This window comes from Streptomyces sp. NPDC029216 (assembly GCF_040648015.1).
Taxonomy (GTDB): Bacteria; Actinomycetota; Actinomycetes; order Streptomycetales; family Streptomycetaceae; genus Streptomyces.
In genome coordinates, this window is record NZ_JBEZWL010000042.1 from 1 (window position 1) to 15,936 (window position 15,936).

General features: G+C 70.7%; 9 protein-coding genes and 2 pseudogenes. 6 read left to right on the top strand and 5 right to left on the bottom strand.

The window, feature by feature from the left end; translation table 11 throughout:
* Nucleotides 1-364 precede the first annotated feature (364 nt).
* From AB0F18_RS17440 to AB0F18_RS17455, 4 genes and pseudogenes are all read left to right on the top strand, one after another.
* Nucleotides 365-460: pseudogene (locus AB0F18_RS17440) on the top strand (IS5/IS1182 family transposase); the annotation flags it as partial.
* Between the two features lie 552 nt (nucleotides 461-1,012).
* Nucleotides 1,013-2,881 carry a hypothetical protein gene (locus tag AB0F18_RS17445; RefSeq protein ID WP_362061027.1) on the top strand — a complete coding sequence of 623 codons (1,869 nt, stop codon included), beginning with the start codon at nucleotides 1,013-1,015 and terminating at the stop codon, nucleotides 2,879-2,881.
* Nucleotides 2,882-3,621: 740 nt separating this feature from the next.
* Nucleotides 3,622-5,031, top strand: coding sequence for a hypothetical protein (locus AB0F18_RS17450; RefSeq protein WP_362061030.1), 1,410 nt, complete (start codon nucleotides 3,622-3,624; stop codon nucleotides 5,029-5,031).
* A gap of 349 nt (nucleotides 5,032-5,380) precedes the next feature.
* Nucleotides 5,381-6,259, top strand: coding sequence for a glutaminyl-peptide cyclotransferase (locus tag AB0F18_RS17455; protein WP_362061033.1), 879 nt, complete (start codon nucleotides 5,381-5,383; stop codon nucleotides 6,257-6,259).
* Nucleotides 6,260-7,087: 828 nt separating this feature from the next.
* Here AB0F18_RS17455 and AB0F18_RS17460 read toward each other — a convergent pair.
* The 4 genes from AB0F18_RS17460 to AB0F18_RS17475 form a co-directional block, all read right to left on the bottom strand.
* Nucleotides 7,088-7,651, bottom strand: a complete 564-nt coding sequence (locus AB0F18_RS17460; protein WP_362061036.1) for a hypothetical protein — start codon at nucleotides 7,649-7,651, stop codon at nucleotides 7,088-7,090.
* 336 nt (nucleotides 7,652-7,987) lie between these two features.
* Entirely contained in the window at nucleotides 7,988-8,512 is a 525-nt protein-coding gene (locus AB0F18_RS17465; protein WP_362061039.1) for an O-acetyl-ADP-ribose deacetylase, read from the bottom strand.
* A complete protein-coding gene (locus AB0F18_RS17470) occupies nucleotides 8,512-9,930 on the bottom strand; it encodes an NAD(P)/FAD-dependent oxidoreductase (protein WP_362061042.1) in 1,419 nt (472 codons plus the stop codon). Before AB0F18_RS17470 ends, AB0F18_RS17465 begins: the two co-directional genes overlap by 1 nt.
* A gap of 64 nt (nucleotides 9,931-9,994) precedes the next feature.
* Complete coding sequence (locus AB0F18_RS17475; RefSeq protein WP_362061045.1) at nucleotides 9,995-10,822, bottom strand: inositol monophosphatase family protein; 828 nt, start codon at nucleotides 10,820-10,822, stop codon at nucleotides 9,995-9,997.
* A gap of 237 nt (nucleotides 10,823-11,059) precedes the next feature.
* Here AB0F18_RS17475 and AB0F18_RS17480 point away from each other — a divergent pair, with 237 nt between their 5' ends.
* Nucleotides 11,060-12,091, top strand: coding sequence for a trypsin-like peptidase domain-containing protein (locus AB0F18_RS17480; protein WP_362061155.1), 1,032 nt, complete (start codon nucleotides 11,060-11,062; stop codon nucleotides 12,089-12,091).
* Between the two features lie 35 nt (nucleotides 12,092-12,126).
* Here the strand turns inward: AB0F18_RS17480 and AB0F18_RS17485 are convergent, their stop codons facing one another.
* Nucleotides 12,127-15,402 carry an AAA family ATPase gene (locus AB0F18_RS17485; RefSeq protein WP_362061048.1) on the bottom strand — a complete coding sequence of 1,092 codons (3,276 nt, stop codon included), beginning with the start codon at nucleotides 15,400-15,402 and terminating at the stop codon, nucleotides 12,127-12,129.
* On the opposite strand from AB0F18_RS17485, the pseudogene AB0F18_RS17490 reads away from it, so the two are divergent.
* Nucleotides 15,319-15,892 (top strand): annotated as a pseudogene (locus AB0F18_RS17490) (RHS repeat domain-containing protein); the annotation flags it as partial. The gene AB0F18_RS17485 and the pseudogene AB0F18_RS17490 sit on opposite strands and share 84 nt — an antisense overlap.
* Between the last annotated feature and the right edge of the window lie 44 nt (nucleotides 15,893-15,936).

The window sequence follows — 15,936 nt, forward strand, 5'->3', positions numbered from 1 at the left end:
ATGTGGTCTGTGCGCTCGGTCACGGCGAACCTCCTTGAAAAGGCACCGCTGGTCGGTTCCTGCGGCTCTGGAAGAAACCTAAAAGCTCAAGTTTGGTTGAGGTCAAGCGTCGACGTGGCCCTGCAAGTCCTGCCTGCAGAGCACCTGCAGGCCCTTCCCTGTCAATCGGAAGGCACAGCTCGCCAACTCGAGTGCTCATCCGTCAGCAGAAGCGTTGAGCACCTCAGGCATGGAGATCACGATCTACAGCTGGAGTCCTAGCACTCCAGCCGGACTTTGATGTTTTGCCTGGTCAACGGCTTGGGTGTGGGGAGTGTAACGGCGGAGCATGTGACTCACCTTGCTGCTGATCGTTCATATCGACATGGGGCGGGGTGATTTGACGGATGTTGAGTGGGAGCGGCTGCGGCCGTTCCTTCCGGTCAGCAACAGGCGTTGTGGACGGTGGTGGGATCACCGGCAGCACTTGGACCATCGCCCCGCTCAGCCCCCATCAGTCCAGGACGTTCACGGCCACGGTCCAGGCCCCGGCCGAACAGTGACGGCCACGGTCACCGTCACCACCGCCACGCCCGACGCCGGGCCCGTCGCCAGCTTCTTCACCGTGGACGACACGCCGCCCGGGCCACGGAGCTCGCGCAGCTGCTGCACACGTACGCGAACGCCTGGACATCGCCCGTCCGGTGACCGCCCTCACCGACGCGCTCACCACGGCCGGCGACGGGCCGCCTCGCGGACGCCCGCGCCGACTCGATCGGCCCGCAGGTCTGGGCAGGCTGGGACACGTGGCTGTCCCGACTGTGGGCGCCCGGCACCTGGCCGCAGTAACTTCCTGCGGGTGTACGAGCGGCGCATCCTCGACCACTACGTCGTCACGGCTCACCACCCGTCGGCCCTCTGACCGGCCGCAACCGAAGGTGGCCCAGCGGGCCACTCGAGTGCCGGGCCGTCCGGGGGACTTCGTGGCGTGTCGCCCGCCCCGTACTTGTACCTGCTCGCAGGATCTGTGGGCGTGCCGAAGCCTCCCGCACCACGCCGTCGCGGCCTCCTCTCCCTGGCCGCCACCGCCTCGCTGTCCCTCGCTTCCCTCCTCCTCCCCGCCGCCTCCTCCGCCACCGCCGCCGCGGCCTTCGTCGTGTCCAACGGCGGCTTCGAGACCGGTACCACGGTCGGCTGGACCCCGGCCGGCACGACCGCCGTGGTCGCGTCCGGCGCGCACAGCGGTACGTACGCCGCCCGCGTCGGCGGGACCGCCCCCACCACCGGGGACTCCTCGCTCGCCCAGACCTTCAACGCCCTCTCCGGGGAGGAGCAGCTGTCGTTCTGGTACAACGTCAGCTGCCCCGACACCCTGACCTACGACTGGGCGACGGCCACGCTCCGCGACAACACGACCGGCGTCACCACCACCGTCCTGCCCCGGACCTGCACCACCGGCCAGGGCTGGCAGCAGGTCACCACCCCCGTCACACCCGGCCACTCGTACACGCTCAGGCTGATCAGCCACGACGACAACTACCCCGGCGACCCGACGTACACCCTCTACGACGACGTGCAGCTCACCGCGCCGCCGGCCGTCCCCACGCTGACGCAGATCGACACCGACCCCTTCACCAACACCGGCAGCCAGCACGCCACCGTGGTGGAACCCGACACCTTTGCCTTCGGCAACACCGTGCTCGCCGTCGCGCAGAACGGCCGTTTCTTCAGCGGAGGCGCGTCCGGCCTCGGGTTCGCCCGGTCCGGCGACGGCGGGACGACGTGGACGCGCGGCACCCTGCCGGGCATCACCGTCTACCAGGGCGGCGCCTTCTCCCGTGTCTCGGACCCATCGGTGGCGTACGACGCACGGCACGGCACCTGGCTGGTCGCCGGACTGGCCCTCAACTCGACCTCCGGCGGGGTCACCGGCGCCGGCGTCACCGTGAGCCGCTCCACGACGGGCGGCTCGAGCTGGGCCAACCCCGTCCGGGCGGTGGGCTTCAACGGGCCCAACTACGACAAGTCGTGGATCGTCTGCGACAACACCACCACCAGCCCGTTCTACGGCCGCTGCTACATCGAGTCCGACCAGACCTCCAACGGCAACCGGATCGTGCTCAGCACCTCGACCGACGGCGGACTGACCTGGTCGGCACCGGTCGCCCCGGCCGGCGCCCCGAGCGGGCTCGGCGGCCAGCCGCTGGTCCGGCCGAACGGCACCGTCGTCGTGCCGTACTCGGCCAACGGCAACGCGATCCGCGCCTTCACCTCCACCAACGGCGGCGCGTCCTGGAACAGCACCGTTCCGGTGGCCTCCGTCAGCGCGCACACCGTCGCAGGTGGCCTGCGGGCCCCGCGGGGGCTGGCCTCCGCGGAGATCGACGCGGCCGGGCGGATCTTCGTCGCCTGGCACGACTGCCGGTTCCGCGTGAACTGCTCGGCCAACGACATCGTGTACGCCACCTCGGCCGACGGCACGACCTGGTCGGCCGTGAGCCGGATCCCCATCGACGGCACCGGCAGCGGCGTCGACCACTTCCTGCCCGGCCTGGGCATCGACCGCACCACCTCCGGGGCCACCACCAGGATCGGCCTGCACTACTACTTCTACCCGTCCGCCAACTGCACCTCGACCACGTGCCGGCTCCAGGTGGGCTACATCTCCTCCGCGACGGGCGGCAGCTCCTGGAGCACCGCGCGGGCGCTGTCAGGGCCGTTCCCGCTGTCGCAAATCGCCAACACCAACCAGGGGCGGATGGTGGGCGACTACATCTCCACCTCCGTGGTCGGCGGCCGCGCCATCGGCGCCTTCGCCGTCGGCCGGGCCCCGGCCGGCGCCCAGGCCTTCGACGAGGCGCTGTACACGGGGGGTCCGCTGGCCATCGGCAGCATGACGTGACGGCGGCAGCCCGGATGACCTGGTGACACGGCAAGGGCCGCTTCCTCGCGTACGAGGGAGCGGCCCTTCTGCCATGCGGTCGGCGCACTATGCGGTCGGTCCGCTGTGCGATCGGCGCACCATGCGGTCGGCCCGCTGTGCGATCGGCGGCACCCGGTGGAGATCGCCACAGTGACCGGGCCATCATCGGAGTCGGCGCCATCACGCCGGGAGCCTGATGAACGGTCGGCCCGTCAGAGCTGCTCGCGGATCAGGTCCTCCAGCGAGCCCTCGGGGACGGAGCCGTCCGGGGTGAGCTTGTCGACGGCCTGGGGCAGGGCCTGTGGTCTGCCTTTCCTCGGTACACGCCTGTCGGACTCATTCGGTCAGTACGGCCGGCACCGATATCCGTCGCGCACATAGGAACGGCGAAGCCATCACAGCCGGCCACCCCCGGTGCTGGCCCACCGAGCAGCCGCTCGCCTCCCGGCAGCGATCAGGGTGGTCGCATCAGCAGCCCCCCGCTCACACGTCCGAGATGAAACCGAGAACGGGCTCGGTGTGCGCTGATTCCTTGACATCGCCGGGCTACCGCTGGGGCGATCAGGTGACTTGGACGTTCGCCCCGTAGCCGGCTGCACTCCGAGGCGTTTTCCGTTCGGCATTCCCGGATCAAATCCGCGGCGCCTCCTCCATGAGCAGCGCAGCGGATATGCACAGAGCAGGAGAACACCATGGGTAGTCAAGGGTTGAAGCGAAGGATGTCCTCCCTTCTCACCCTCGCGGGGCTCGGCATCGCGCTGCCGTTCGCTGTCGGCATCACCCCCGCCTACGCGCAGGGGCCAGACCTGGAGGTCACCAAGACCCACGAGGCCACCTTCCCCCGCGGGGGGAGCGGCGTGTACACCATCACAGTGACCAACACCGGCACGGAGGCGTACAACGGCCAAGTAACCCTCTCCGAGACCCTGCCCACCGGACTCCTCGCGGAAAGCGTTTCTGCTCCCGCCGGATGGTCTTGCCAGATCGAACCGAACTCCACGTATTTCGAGTGCGTGAATTCGGGTCCGATCCTTCCGGACTCCACGCACACCTTCCTCCTCCGCGTCGATGTGCTCACTGACTCGCCGTGCTCGGTCACCAACAGGGTGGGACTCTTCGACGCCGACACAAACCAGATCGGTGGGGCCGAGGACCCCACCACCATTACCGGCGGCGAATGCCCACCCGGTCAGAACCCGCTCTTGTCCATCAGCAAGTCGCACACCGGCACCGTCACCCAGGGCGGGACGGGGACCTACACGATCTCTGTTTCCAACGCCGCTAACGCACAGCCGACCACCGGCACGGTCACCGTCACGGACACGATGCCCACCGGCGTCACCCCCACTGCTGCGTCCGGAACCGGCTGGAACTGCAGCATCTCCGGGCAGACGGTGACCTGCACCCGCAGCGACGCGCTGGCACCAGGCGCGAGCTACCCCACGATCACCGTCACCGCCAACGTGACTGCCAGCGTCGCTTGTACGTTCTCCAACACGGCCAGCGTCTCCGGCGGCGGCAGCGCCTCAACTGACGACTCCGACGAGACCACCGTCACCGGCGGCACCTGCACCCCCGCCCAGAACTCCGCCCTGTCCGTCAACAAGTCCCACACGAACAACTTCACCCAGGGCGGGACCGGCACCTACGCGATCGATGTAGCCAACGCCGCCAACGCCGGACCGACCACCGGCACGGTCACCGTCACGGACACACTGCCCGCCGGCGTCACCCCCACCGCTGCGTCCGGAACCGGCTGGAACTGCGGCATCTCCGGGCAGACGGTGACCTGCACGCGCACCGACGCGCTGGCGGCAGGTGCCAGCTACCCCACCATCACCGTCACCACCAACGTCACCACCAGCGCGCCCTGCACCTTCACCAACACCGCCAGCGTCTCGGGCGGTGGCAGCCCCAACGCCTCAGACAACGACCCGACCACCGTCACCGGCGGAACTTGTAGCGGGGGCAACGGAGGGAACGGCGGCAACGGGGGCGGCGGATCGATCCTCCCCATCAACCTCAACGGCGTGTTCACGATGTTCAACAACATCAGCACCAACAACAACATCAACAGCCCTGGTGGCACCAACACCACCAACCAGAACTTCACGAAGACGACCAACTGAAACCAACATCCCGTCAGGGCCGCCCGATGGAGGTGGCCCTGACGCGTGGCCGCTCCAGGACTCACCCCACACCGGACGATCGCTTGGGACGCGGGCCGAAACGGTGCGGGGCGACGCTCGATGCCTGATGGAGCAACCCGCGCGATGGAGACCATGAGCGCTGTGTGACCCACCAGAACGGGAGACCCCCGTGTTCCGGGGAACAGCTACCGCGACCCGCGCAGCACCGAGGAACTCGCGTAGTCGGCCATCGGTTGGGTCGCAGCCGTCGATGGCCGGTCAGACGACCACCGAGCCCGCCATCACTCGCCGAAGGTGGGCCAGACCGGGCAACCGCACACAGGCGCTCATGACGGTGGTGGCGGCAATCGCCGGGGCGCTGCTCCCCGGCCCAGCCGCACCGCGGGGCCTGATCCGCACCGTCCATGGCGCGCACACCACCTTCGCCCCTGCCCCCCATGGCCGCACACCGGTCACTGGCCGGGCAGTGGCAACCGCGCCCGGCCATGCCGTCGACCCTCGAACTCGGTCGCTGAGGGCGGTTGTGCGAGCCACCCTGCCCCACGATCCCCGGGCGTTCACCCAAGGTCTGGAGTTCCGCGGCGCCACCCTCTACGAGAGCACGGGGCTGGTCGGCCGGTCCTCCCTTCGTGCCGGGCCGCCGGGCAATCGGCCCACCCGGCAGGTCGAACTGCAGCCGCCCTTGTTCGGCGAGGGCATCACATTCTCGGGTGCCAGGCTATGGCAGCTCACCTGGCGTAACGGCATCGCCATCGAGCGCGACCCCAGCACCCTCGAGGAACGCCGCCGAGTCAGCTACCGGGGCGAAGGCTGGGGCCTGTGCCACCAGCACATCGCCGGGCGGGAACGGCTGGTGATGAGCGACGGAACAGACCGACTCACCTTCCGCGACCCCCACACCTTCACGGCGACAGGCGGCATCAACGTGCGCAAGGACGACACCCCCGCTGCACGCCTCAACGAACTGGAATGCGCTCCCGATGGTTCCATTTACGCCAACGTGTACGGGACGGACACGATCCTGCGCATCGACCCGCACACCGGCGCCGTCACCGCGCACATCGACGCATCCGGACTCCTGACCGCCTCCGAAGGCCGCCGCGCCGGCCAACTGAACGGGATCGCCGCCGTACCGGGAACCGACAAATTTCTGATCACCGGCAAACTCTGGCCCCGCATGTTCCAAGTCAACTTCGTACCCAGATGAGCCGTCCCAGCTGCTTGCCCGATCGCTGACTGGGACTCGGGCTCCGACCTTCCATCAACTCTCGATGAAGTTCTGAGGTGCAGTTAACAAGCCACCGCTGTTCCGGATACGCCACAACGGCCTTGGCCGACCCCCAGCCGATGTCGTCGGCCCGCGGGCAAGGCGGAGAATGCGGGCAGGTCGGAGACGGGGACGGTTCCACAAGATTCCTTCTGGTCAGGCCGCCCAAGCCAGAGCGGCAGCCTGCTTGGAAGCCGCCCGCGCAGTACCGGGAAGGGGCACGGCCTACGCGGGCGGCGGCTTCAACACGGTGGACGGTCGCGCTGTCCACCGAGGCAGGGTGCCGCTCAACCGTGGAGCGGCGGCAGCGGCGGCCAGTCCGGCTTTCCTCCGCCAGCGACAGCCAGCGCCTTGCGCAGCAAGCTCGGTCCGACGAGACGGTTCCGATCCCAGGGCCGGACCCAGAAGGGCTCGGGCGGGGCAGACCGACCGATCGGCGGCATGACCACCCGGCCCCTTGCCACGCAGCGGCCGAACTCGCCTTCCCACCGTGACGCTGTGCCGGGAGGAACGAGCCAGTACCGAAACGGCCGGCCGGGGTCGTCGACGACCGGGCCGCACCCGCCCTGCCAGGTATCCATGAGCGTGAGCGCCAGATCGGAGCGTCGCCCGCGAGGCGTGACCACAACCTCGAAGGTCAGGGGCCGAGCCGGAGCTCTACTTCGCCGCTGGCCTCGTGGTGCAGGAACCGGCGGACAGCAGCGGCCAGTTCATCGGTGTCAGAAGCCGGTGAGCAAGGAGGGACGGCTAACACCTCGGCGGGCAGGGTCATGCCGCTGCCCGCAGCCCGGCCGAAGCCAGAAGGCACCAGGCGGTGCCATCGATCGACAGGCCCCTGTACCCGCGGTGCACACGAGCGAGGTGATCGACGAGGAACAGACCCCGCCTGCCCTGGTCGTCCGGCTCCACCATCGGGTACACGGATACATACGGGCCGCCGCCGGCCACCGCCACCGTGAACGTGCGGTATCCAGCGATCAGCTGTAAACGAATAACCCTGCTGGCGCCGTACTGGAGTTCGATGGTGAAGAGTTCGCTCGCGATCAGCTCGGCCGCGTCCACCACGTCGTCCTCAACCCCCCAGCGACGCAGGCATGACGCCCTGTCCCTGCTTCTCGCCGACAATGGCAGGGAGGAACCACTGCTGTCGTTCACAGACCCCGTCGACAAGCGTTCCTGCTTCTGACCTACGCAGCCAAACCCGTGCTGCGCGGCGACCTTGAGGAGGTCCTCGAGCAGGTAGGGGGCGGCGGCGAGCTGCTTGTCGGTGAGCGGGGCGCCGTGCCGGTGGACGGCGGCGACACGCTCCGGGGGTGTGCGGGAGTCGGGCACGGTGGTCCCCTTCACAGGCTGGGCAGCCCAGGGGCCCGGTTGCGTCGTCGTGCTCCTGGTCGTGTTGCTCGTCGCGGGTGACGTCCGGGTACAGCTCCCGAAGGGCGGCCCGGTGGTGCTGCCCCCGGCAACGCCGGGCACCGGGCCCCACCCAGGCACGCCATATCGGCTTGGGCCACCCGCACCCTAGCCTCATCCCCCCCCCCCGCCTTAGACGGGCAGGGGTCATCAGCCGAAGCCAGGATGATTGCAGCAATACAAAAACCGCGCAGCGCGACTCGCTTGGTCGCACTGCGCGGCTTCAGGTCATGGGGACTCAGGCAAGATGGGATCTCGTCACTCGGCCTCTGAGGGGCCGAGCTGCTCTGCGAACACCTGGTACGCCTGCTCGTCGTAGAGGACGAACCTGACCTCCTCGACGCTGGTCTCGGCGCCCCGCACGGCCTCTACGGCGATGCGAGCGGCATCTTCCATGGGCCATCCGTAGGCCCCGGTCGAGATCGCCGGGAAGGCGACTGTCCGTGCCCCCAGCTCGTCGGCAACCCTCAGTGACTCGCGGTAGCAGGATGCCAGCAGCGACGGATCGCTCCCGGAAACCTGATACACCGGGCCGACGGTGTGGATGACGTGCTCCGCGGGGAGCCGGCCGGCCGTGGTGGCGACCGCCCGGCCGGTGGGCAGGCCCTTGCCGTAGTGGGAGCGGCGCAGGTCCTCGCAGGCGGCGAGGATCTCGGGGCCGCCGCGCCGGTGGATGGCGCCGTCCACTCCGCCGCCGCCGAGCAGCGAGGAGTTGGCGGCGTTGACGACGGCGTCCGCCTTCTCGGCGGTGATGTCGCCCTGGACGAGGGTGATGCGGACCATCAGCGTGCCTTTCGCAGGTGGCGCCAGACCGCCTTGGCGGCGTTGTGGCCGGACATGCCGTGCACACCGGGGCCGGGCGGGGTCGCCGAGGAGCAGAGGAAGACCGCCGGGTGGGCGGTGGTGTACGGGGAGAGGGTGACCTTGGGCCGCAGCAGCAGCTGGAGTCCGGCGGCGGAGCCGCAGGCGATGTCCCCGCCGATGTAGTTGGGGTTGCGGGCCGCGAGCTGCGGCGGGCCGGCGGTGGCGCGGGCGAGCACCAGGTCGCGGAAGCCGGGGGCGAAGCGTTCCAGTTGCCGTTCCACGGCTTCGGTGAGGTCGCCTTCCCAGCCCGCCGGGACGTGCCCGTACGCCCAGAAGACGTGCTTGCCCTCGGGCGCCCGGCCGGGGTCGACCAGGCTGGGCTGGGCGGTGATGAGGAAGGGGTTGCGGGGGGCGCGGCCCCCCGTGGCCAGTTGCAGGGCGGCGTCGATGTCGCGGCTGCCGGGGCCGATGTGGACGGTGCCGGCCCGGCGGGGGGCCTCGGCGGTCCAGGGCACGGGCCCGTCCAGCGCGTAGTCGAGCTTGAAGGCGGCGGCCCCGTACCGGTAGCCGTCGTACGCCCGGCCCAGGCGGGCGATGCGGGCCAGCGCGGTCGGGGAGGTGTCGAAGACGTACGCGCGGGCCGGCGGCAGGTCGTCGAGCCGCTTGACCTCGAATCCGGTGTGGACGGCCCCGCCGAGGTCCGCCAGGTAGGCGGCGAGCGCGTCGGAGAGGGACTGCGAGCCACCGCGCGGCATGGGCCAGCCGCCCGCGTGCGCGGCGAGCGCGAAGACCAGGCCGACGGCGCCGGTGGCGATCCCGCTCAGCGGGGCCATGACGTGTGCGACGAGCCCGGCGAACAGGGCCCGCGCGCGGTCGTCGCGGAAGCGGCGCAGCAGCCAGGTGGAGGGCGGCAGGCCGGTGAGGCCGAAGCGGGCGAGGAGCAGCGGGTCCCGGGGCAGGGCGGTGTTCGGCAGGGACATGAAGTCCCGGGCGAGGGTGTCCCACTGGCCGAGGAACGGCGCCACCAGCCGCCGGTACGCGCCCGCGTCCCGGGGGCCGAGGGAGGCCGCCGTCTCCGCGACGGAGCGGGAGAGCACGGCGGCCGTGCCGTCGTCGAAGGGGTGCGCCATGGGCAGCGGGGCGTGCAGCCACTCCAGCCCGTACCGGCCCAGCGGCATCGTCTTGAACACCGGGGAGCCGACGCCCAGCGGGTGCACCGCCGAGCAGGGGTCGTGCAGGAAGCCGGGGAGGGTGAGCTCCTCGGTGCGGGCCCCGCCACCGACCGACCCGGCGGCCTCGAAGACGGCCACCGAGTGGCCCCGGCGGGCCAGTTCGACCGCGGCCGTCAGGCCGTTGGGCCCCGCCCCCACCACGACTGCGTCGAGAATCGACGGCACTGACAACTCCTTCGTCCGGCGGCGGCCACTGCCCCCAGCTTATTGCGCCCGTCCACGCCCGCCGTCAGGCGTCGCCGCGCAGCAGTTCGCGGACGCGGACCGCGGTGGCCTCGTCGCGGCCCACCGCGAAGGGCAGCGCGTTGTCCCGGTCGACCCGGAAGGGGACCCGGTCCACGGTGCTCTGCGCGCCGCCCGCCTCGCCGACCAGCAGCAGCCCGGCCGCGTGGTCCCAGGCCGAGGGCCAGGTGAAGGCCAGGGCGTCCATCTCCCCGCGCGCCACCCGCAGGTACTCCAGGCCCGCCGATCCGCAGGGCCGGGCCGCCACGCCGGGCACGTCCAGGCGGGCCAGGTGGGCGCGGTCCTCCTCGGAGGTGTACAGCGGGTGGGCGGTGGCCACGCGCAGGTCGGCGCCGGGCTCCGGCGAACCGCTGTGGATCCGCTCGCCGTTGACGTAGGCGCCCTGGCCGCGCACGGCGGTGGCCAGGACCTCCAGGGCCGGGGCGTAGGTCCAGGAGGCGAGGATCTCGCCGCGGTGGGCCAGCGCCACGAGGGTGCAGAAGTGCGGGTCGCCCTCCACGAACTGCCGGGTGCCGTCGACGGGGTCGACGATCCACACCGGCGCGTCGGCGCGCAGCGCCCCGTACACAGTGGGGTCGTCGTGCACCGCCTCCTCGCCGACCACGGCCGAGCCCGGCAGGAGCCGCGTCAGGTCGGCCGTCAGGTGCTGCTCGGCCAGCCGGTCGGCAGCTGTGACCAGGTCGTGCGGGCCGCTCTTCTGGTCCACCTCGTCGTCGGCGAGCTGCCGGAATCTCGGCATGATCTCGGCCGCCGCCGCCTTCCGGATCGCTTCTTCGACGGCGGACAGACCATGGGCGAGGAATTCATCGATCATGCCCCCATCACATCACGCCCGGCCGTCGGGCCCCACCGACGGTCTCCGGCGTCCGGCCGGACACCGGGTGACGTCGAGGTGAACCCGGCCGGCCGTGCCCGGGGCAGTGCGGGGCCGCCTGCTCCGGCAGGACACCTCACGGAGGCGGGGCTAGCCTGAAATGGGGGTCGTCCGTGCGTGGAGAAAGGCGGCGGGCTCATGAGGGGACGTGCCAGGAGCGCCGTGGCAGTGGCCACGATGGTGGTACTCGCGACCGGCAGCGGCGGGGTGGCGTTCGCCGACGACCTGTCGGCCAAGGAGATCTACGAACGCGCCGCGCCGGCGACGGTGCACATCATCGGAACGTTGGGGTCGGGTACCGGGTTCATCTACGACGCCGCGAAGGGGCTCATCGTCACCAACGCCCACGTGGTGCTGGACGAGCCCTCCCTGCGGGTCGGCGTCGAGGACCGGGCCCCCGTGGCCGCCCGCCTGCTGGGGATCGACCCGTGCGAGGACCTTGCCGTGCTGACCTTTTCCAATCCCCAACCGGATCTGAAGGCGCTCAAGTTCGCCGACAGCAAGAAGGTCTCGTTCGCCGACAACGTCACCGCGCTCGGCTACCCCGAGTCGATCGAGGCACAGGGCTCGCAGAAGCCGGTGTTCACCACCGGAGCGGTGCAGAACCCGGACGTCAAGGACTCCGCGCCCGACCCGAACATGCCGCGCTACCCCGAGACCATCCAGCACTCCGCCACCATCAACCCCGGCAATTCCGGCGGCCCGCTGCTCAACGGGCAGGCCGAGGTGGTCGGCATCAACACCCTCTCCCTCACCGGTGGGGGCGTGCAGGGGCAGTACTACGCCATCAGCAGCGACCACGTCCGGCCCCTGCTGGACCAGTTGGCCGCCGGCGACGTGAAGAACGACCCCGGATGGGAGCTGGTGTCCCTGCAGGACCCGGAGCTGGCCGACTACTTCGCCAAGGAGGACGCCCCCAAGGTCGCGGCCACCCAGAAGCAGTTCAAGGACCAGGACGGCATGGTGGTCACCTATGCGCGGACCAACTCCCCCGCCGCCAAGGCGAAACTGGAACCGGGTGACGTGATCACCGGCCTGAAGGACACCGCCGTCACCTCCTACGCGGATGTCTGCGACGTCCTCCAGTCCGCCGCGCCCGGCGAGACGGTGCCTGTGACCGGCGCGTACTCCCCCATCACCGCCAACGGCAAGGACATCAAGGCGGGCGAGGCCTGGACCACCGACCTGGTCGTGGCCAAGGGCAGGTGACGACGGCGAAGGGGCGCGGCGGCGCCGCCGCTCCGCTACCGGGCGGCGTCCTCCGGGAGGAGGATGCGGAGGTCGTCCAGGGTCGCTTCGCGGCCGGTGCGTTCGAGGGCGGCGATGCGGCGGGCATGGGCGCTCTTGACCTCGTCGAAGAGTTTCCTGACCTCGCGGGCGTTGCCTTGGGCGAACCTCTCGGGGTCGGCGGCGATCTGGGCGCGGACCGCCCGGAGGGTGGCGTCCGGGGTCTCGAAGCCGGACCGCTCCGCGTGCTGGGCCAGGATGGTGAGCAGTTCCTCAGGGCGGTAGGCGGGGAAGCCGACGGTGGCCGAGAAGCGGGAGGCCAGGCCGGGGTTGGCGTCGAGGAAGGCCGTCATCTCGTCGGTGTAGCCGGCGGCGATCACGACGACCTCCTCCCGGTGGTCCTCCATCAGCTTCACCAGGGTGTCGATCGCCTCCTGCCCGAAGTCGGATCCGGTACCGGCCGGACGGGACAGGGTGTACGCCTCGTCGATGAACAGGACGCCACCGCGGGCCCGTTCGAACTGCTCGGCGGTCCGGAGGGCGGTGCTCCCGACCCACTGGCCGACCAGGTCGGCGCGGGACACCTCGACCACCTGGCCACGGGCCAGGACGCCGAGAGCGGCGAGCAGGGAGCCGTACAGGCGGGCGACCGTGGTCTTGCCGGTGCCGGGCGGGCCGGAGAAGACCAGGTGGCTCGGCATCGGGTCGGCGGGGAGGCCGGCCTGCCGGCGTCGCCGGGTGGTGACGATCAGGTCGGTCAGGTCGCGGATCTCCGCCTTGATGTCGTCCAGCCCGACCATGGCCGAGAGCTCGCCGAGGATCGTGTCCAGTTGCCCGGCGTCCCGGGCCTCCGCGAACCGTGCGCCCAGCCCGCGGTCGACGACTCCGTCCAGGTCGTCGGGCAGGAGCAGGACCAGTTCCTCGGATGACGGGGTGTCCTCGCGGTCGGCCAGCCTGAGCGCCTGCTGTTCGAGGGCGGCCTCGAAGATGCGCCGGGCCTCCCGTCCGTTGCCGAAGGTCTCGGTGCGCCGGGCCTGCCGGAAGTGGGCCGCCAGCGCGGCCCGGGTGGGTTCGGCGAGCAGGAAGCCGTACTGGCCGGCCAGTCCTTCGAAGATGCCGACCAGCTCGTCCGGGCTGTAGTCCTCGAACTCGATGGTGCGGGAGATCCTCGACTGCAGGCCCGGGTTGGCGGACAGGAACTCGCGCATTTCGGCCGAGTAGCCCGCGAAGACGACGACGACCTCCTCCCGGTGGTCTTCCAGCAGCTTGACCAGCGTGTCGATGGCCTCCTGGCCGAAGTCGGTTCCGGTGCCGAACCGGCGGGAGAGGGTGTAGGCCTCGTCGATGAACAGCACTCCGCCGCGGGCCCTGTTGAAGACAGCGGTGGTCATCGCGGTCGTCTCGCCGAGGTGTGACCCGACCAGATCGGCGCGGGAGACCTCGGTGAAGTGACCGCCGCTGACCACGCCCAGCGCGCCCAGCAGCCGGCCGTAGACCCGGGCGACGGTGGTCTTGCCGGTACCGGGAGAGCCCGAGAACACCATGTGCCGGCCGATCACGGGCCCTTCGGGCAGCCCCGCCGCCCGGCGCTGTTCGGCGACCCGCAGGAATTTGACCAGCTTCCGGATCTCGTCCTTGACCTCCCGCAGCCCGACCATGGCGTCCAGCTCGGCGAGGAGTCCCTCCACCGCCTCGGCCGTCACGGGCGTCCGCGTCCCGGCGGGCTCGGTCCGGGCGGGCGCCGCCGCCGACGGTGCCGAGGCCTGCGCCGGCGCGGCCGTCGGCACGGGCGGGACGTCGAGGCGGTCCTCGGCCTTGTTGCCCTCCGCCACCAGCTCCCGGATCTCGACATAGGAGCCCTGTGCGGTGACGATCCCGGGGCCGTCGGTATCGGTGACCTTGCAGCCCTGGAGCACCACCCGCGCCCCGGCGTCGACAGCGATGCCGACCCGGCCGCTGCGTGCCACCAGGGTTCCCTCCATGATCAGGGAGCCGTCGGCCGTGACACCCGCTCCGACGTCGGACTCCGAGACGGATCCCCTGACCACGGCGGCCTTGCCCCCGTCTCCGGCCAGGATCCCGTGTGCGCCGGCCCGCACGACCTCGCAGTCGGTGAGGGTGGCGGTCGACCCCTCGTCCGCCGAGGCCCCGTGGCGCGTGGCGTCCCTGACGGTCATCCGGGCGGCGGTCAGTGCGCCGGAGGTCGTGCACCAGACGCCGTCGACCGCCGCGTCCGCGATGAGGAGGCCGTGGACATCGGCCTGCCCGCTGTCGCGGACCACCAGGCCGCACAGGGTGGAACCGTGGATCTCGCTGGCCCGGATGGCGGCCTGCGCATGGTCCCGGACCAGGATCCCCGCCTCTCCGGCCTCCTCGACCCGGCACTGTTCGATCAGCGCGTTCACTCCCGAGGCCACGAGGATGCCGTGTTCCGCCGCACCCGTCACCCGGGTGTCGCGGACGCTCACCCGGCTGCCGTCCCGCAGCGCGATGCCGCAGAGGGCGGAGCCGATCACCTCGCTCCCCTCGATGAGGCCGGCGGCGTCGGAGTAGACGACGGCCCCCTCCCGCACGGTGCTGCGCTGCAGGAAGAGCTCGGACCCGCCCCAGGCGCTGACGGCGTTGCCGGACTTGGCGAGGAACTCGCAGTCCTCCACGACCGCCGTGCCACCCCTCACACCCAGCGCCCGCCCGGTCTCGTGCCAGTTGCGCAGGACCAGGCCGCGCAGCGTCATATGGCCTTCCACCTGGAAGTTGTACGCGGCGGCCCCGTCGATGACGACCGATCCCCGCCCGCCGAGCGCGGTGAGGACGACCGTGCCCCAACAGCGCAGCCCCTCGGTCCGGTAGTGACCCGGCGCAACGTCGATCAGGACCGGCCCGGGCGGCCTGGGGACCTCGAGCGCATCGAAGATCGTACGCAGCCCCCTCGGATCCGTCTGCGACACCAGCAACCTGAACATCAGCCCCCCGTTCACCGCGACGTCCCGCGCTCCTGATCGTATGTCAGGAAGCGCAGCCGTTGCGCCTATGCCGAGCACGGCCGCATGACGGTGGCGGAGCGGCCGGACGTAGACGGCGAACTGGTCGGCGCCCAGGTCGCGCAGGGCCCGGAGCTTGTCGATGTGGGCCTCGGCCGGGCCGAGCAGGCAGAAGCGGTCAACGATCTCGCCGGGGACGAAGTCGGTGGACGGGTTGTCGGCGCGGGCGGCGGTCTCGTCGGCATCAGCGACGCACTCTCCGGTGCCCGAGGCTTCGACGTGGACTCGGCCGGCCGTGTCACGGCCGTTCATGCGCGCGGCTGGACGGAGCAGTACGCCTACGACGACGCCGGCAACCAGACGCACGCCTCGTGGCCAGCGACGCATCCAGACCAGTCCGCGACGGGCGCACGCGTATACGAGGACACTCGGATCGCCAGCGCGGGTGCCGTCCGCTACGAAGACGACTACCAGGTCCGGATCGTCCTGCGCCAGAAGATCCGGCTCTTCCGAAAGCCCGACACCTGGCGCTACGAGTGGGACGCGGAGGACCGTCTCACCGCGGTGACGACACCCGACGGCACAGTCTGGCAGTACACGTATGATCCCCTGGGCCGACGGATGTCCGAGCAGTCCCCTTTCGAAACGGTCCACTTCACCTGGGACGGCACGACCCGAACGTGGTCTGACATGGGACCACGCGGGCCTGCGCCCCCTGTCCCAAACGGAACACCGCACGGACACGGACGACGAACGCTTCTTCGCCATCGTCACCGACCTGATCGGCGCCTCGACGGAACTCCCCGCGCGGCCATCGTCGACCGCCTCACCTTCAATGGCGCGATC

Excerpts from the sequence above, each read along its gene's own strand:
- AB0F18_RS17475 (WP_362061045.1), bottom strand. The coding sequence starts at position 10,822 with ATGATCGATGAATTCCTCGCCCATGGTCTGTCCGCCGTCGAAGAAGCG.
- AB0F18_RS17450 (WP_362061030.1), top strand. The coding sequence starts at position 3,622 with ATGTCCTCCCTTCTCACCCTCGCGGGGCTCGGCATCGCGCTGCCGTTC.
- AB0F18_RS17485 (WP_362061048.1), bottom strand. The coding sequence starts at position 15,402 with ATGAACGGCCGTGACACGGCCGGCCGAGTCCACGTCGAAGCCTCGGGC.
- AB0F18_RS17455 (WP_362061033.1), top strand. The coding sequence starts at position 5,381 with ATGACGGTGGTGGCGGCAATCGCCGGGGCGCTGCTCCCCGGCCCAGCC.
- AB0F18_RS17465 (WP_362061039.1), bottom strand. The coding sequence starts at position 8,512 with ATGGTCCGCATCACCCTCGTCCAGGGCGACATCACCGCCGAGAAGGCG.
- AB0F18_RS17480 (WP_362061155.1), top strand. The coding sequence starts at position 11,060 with ATGGTGGTACTCGCGACCGGCAGCGGCGGGGTGGCGTTCGCCGACGAC.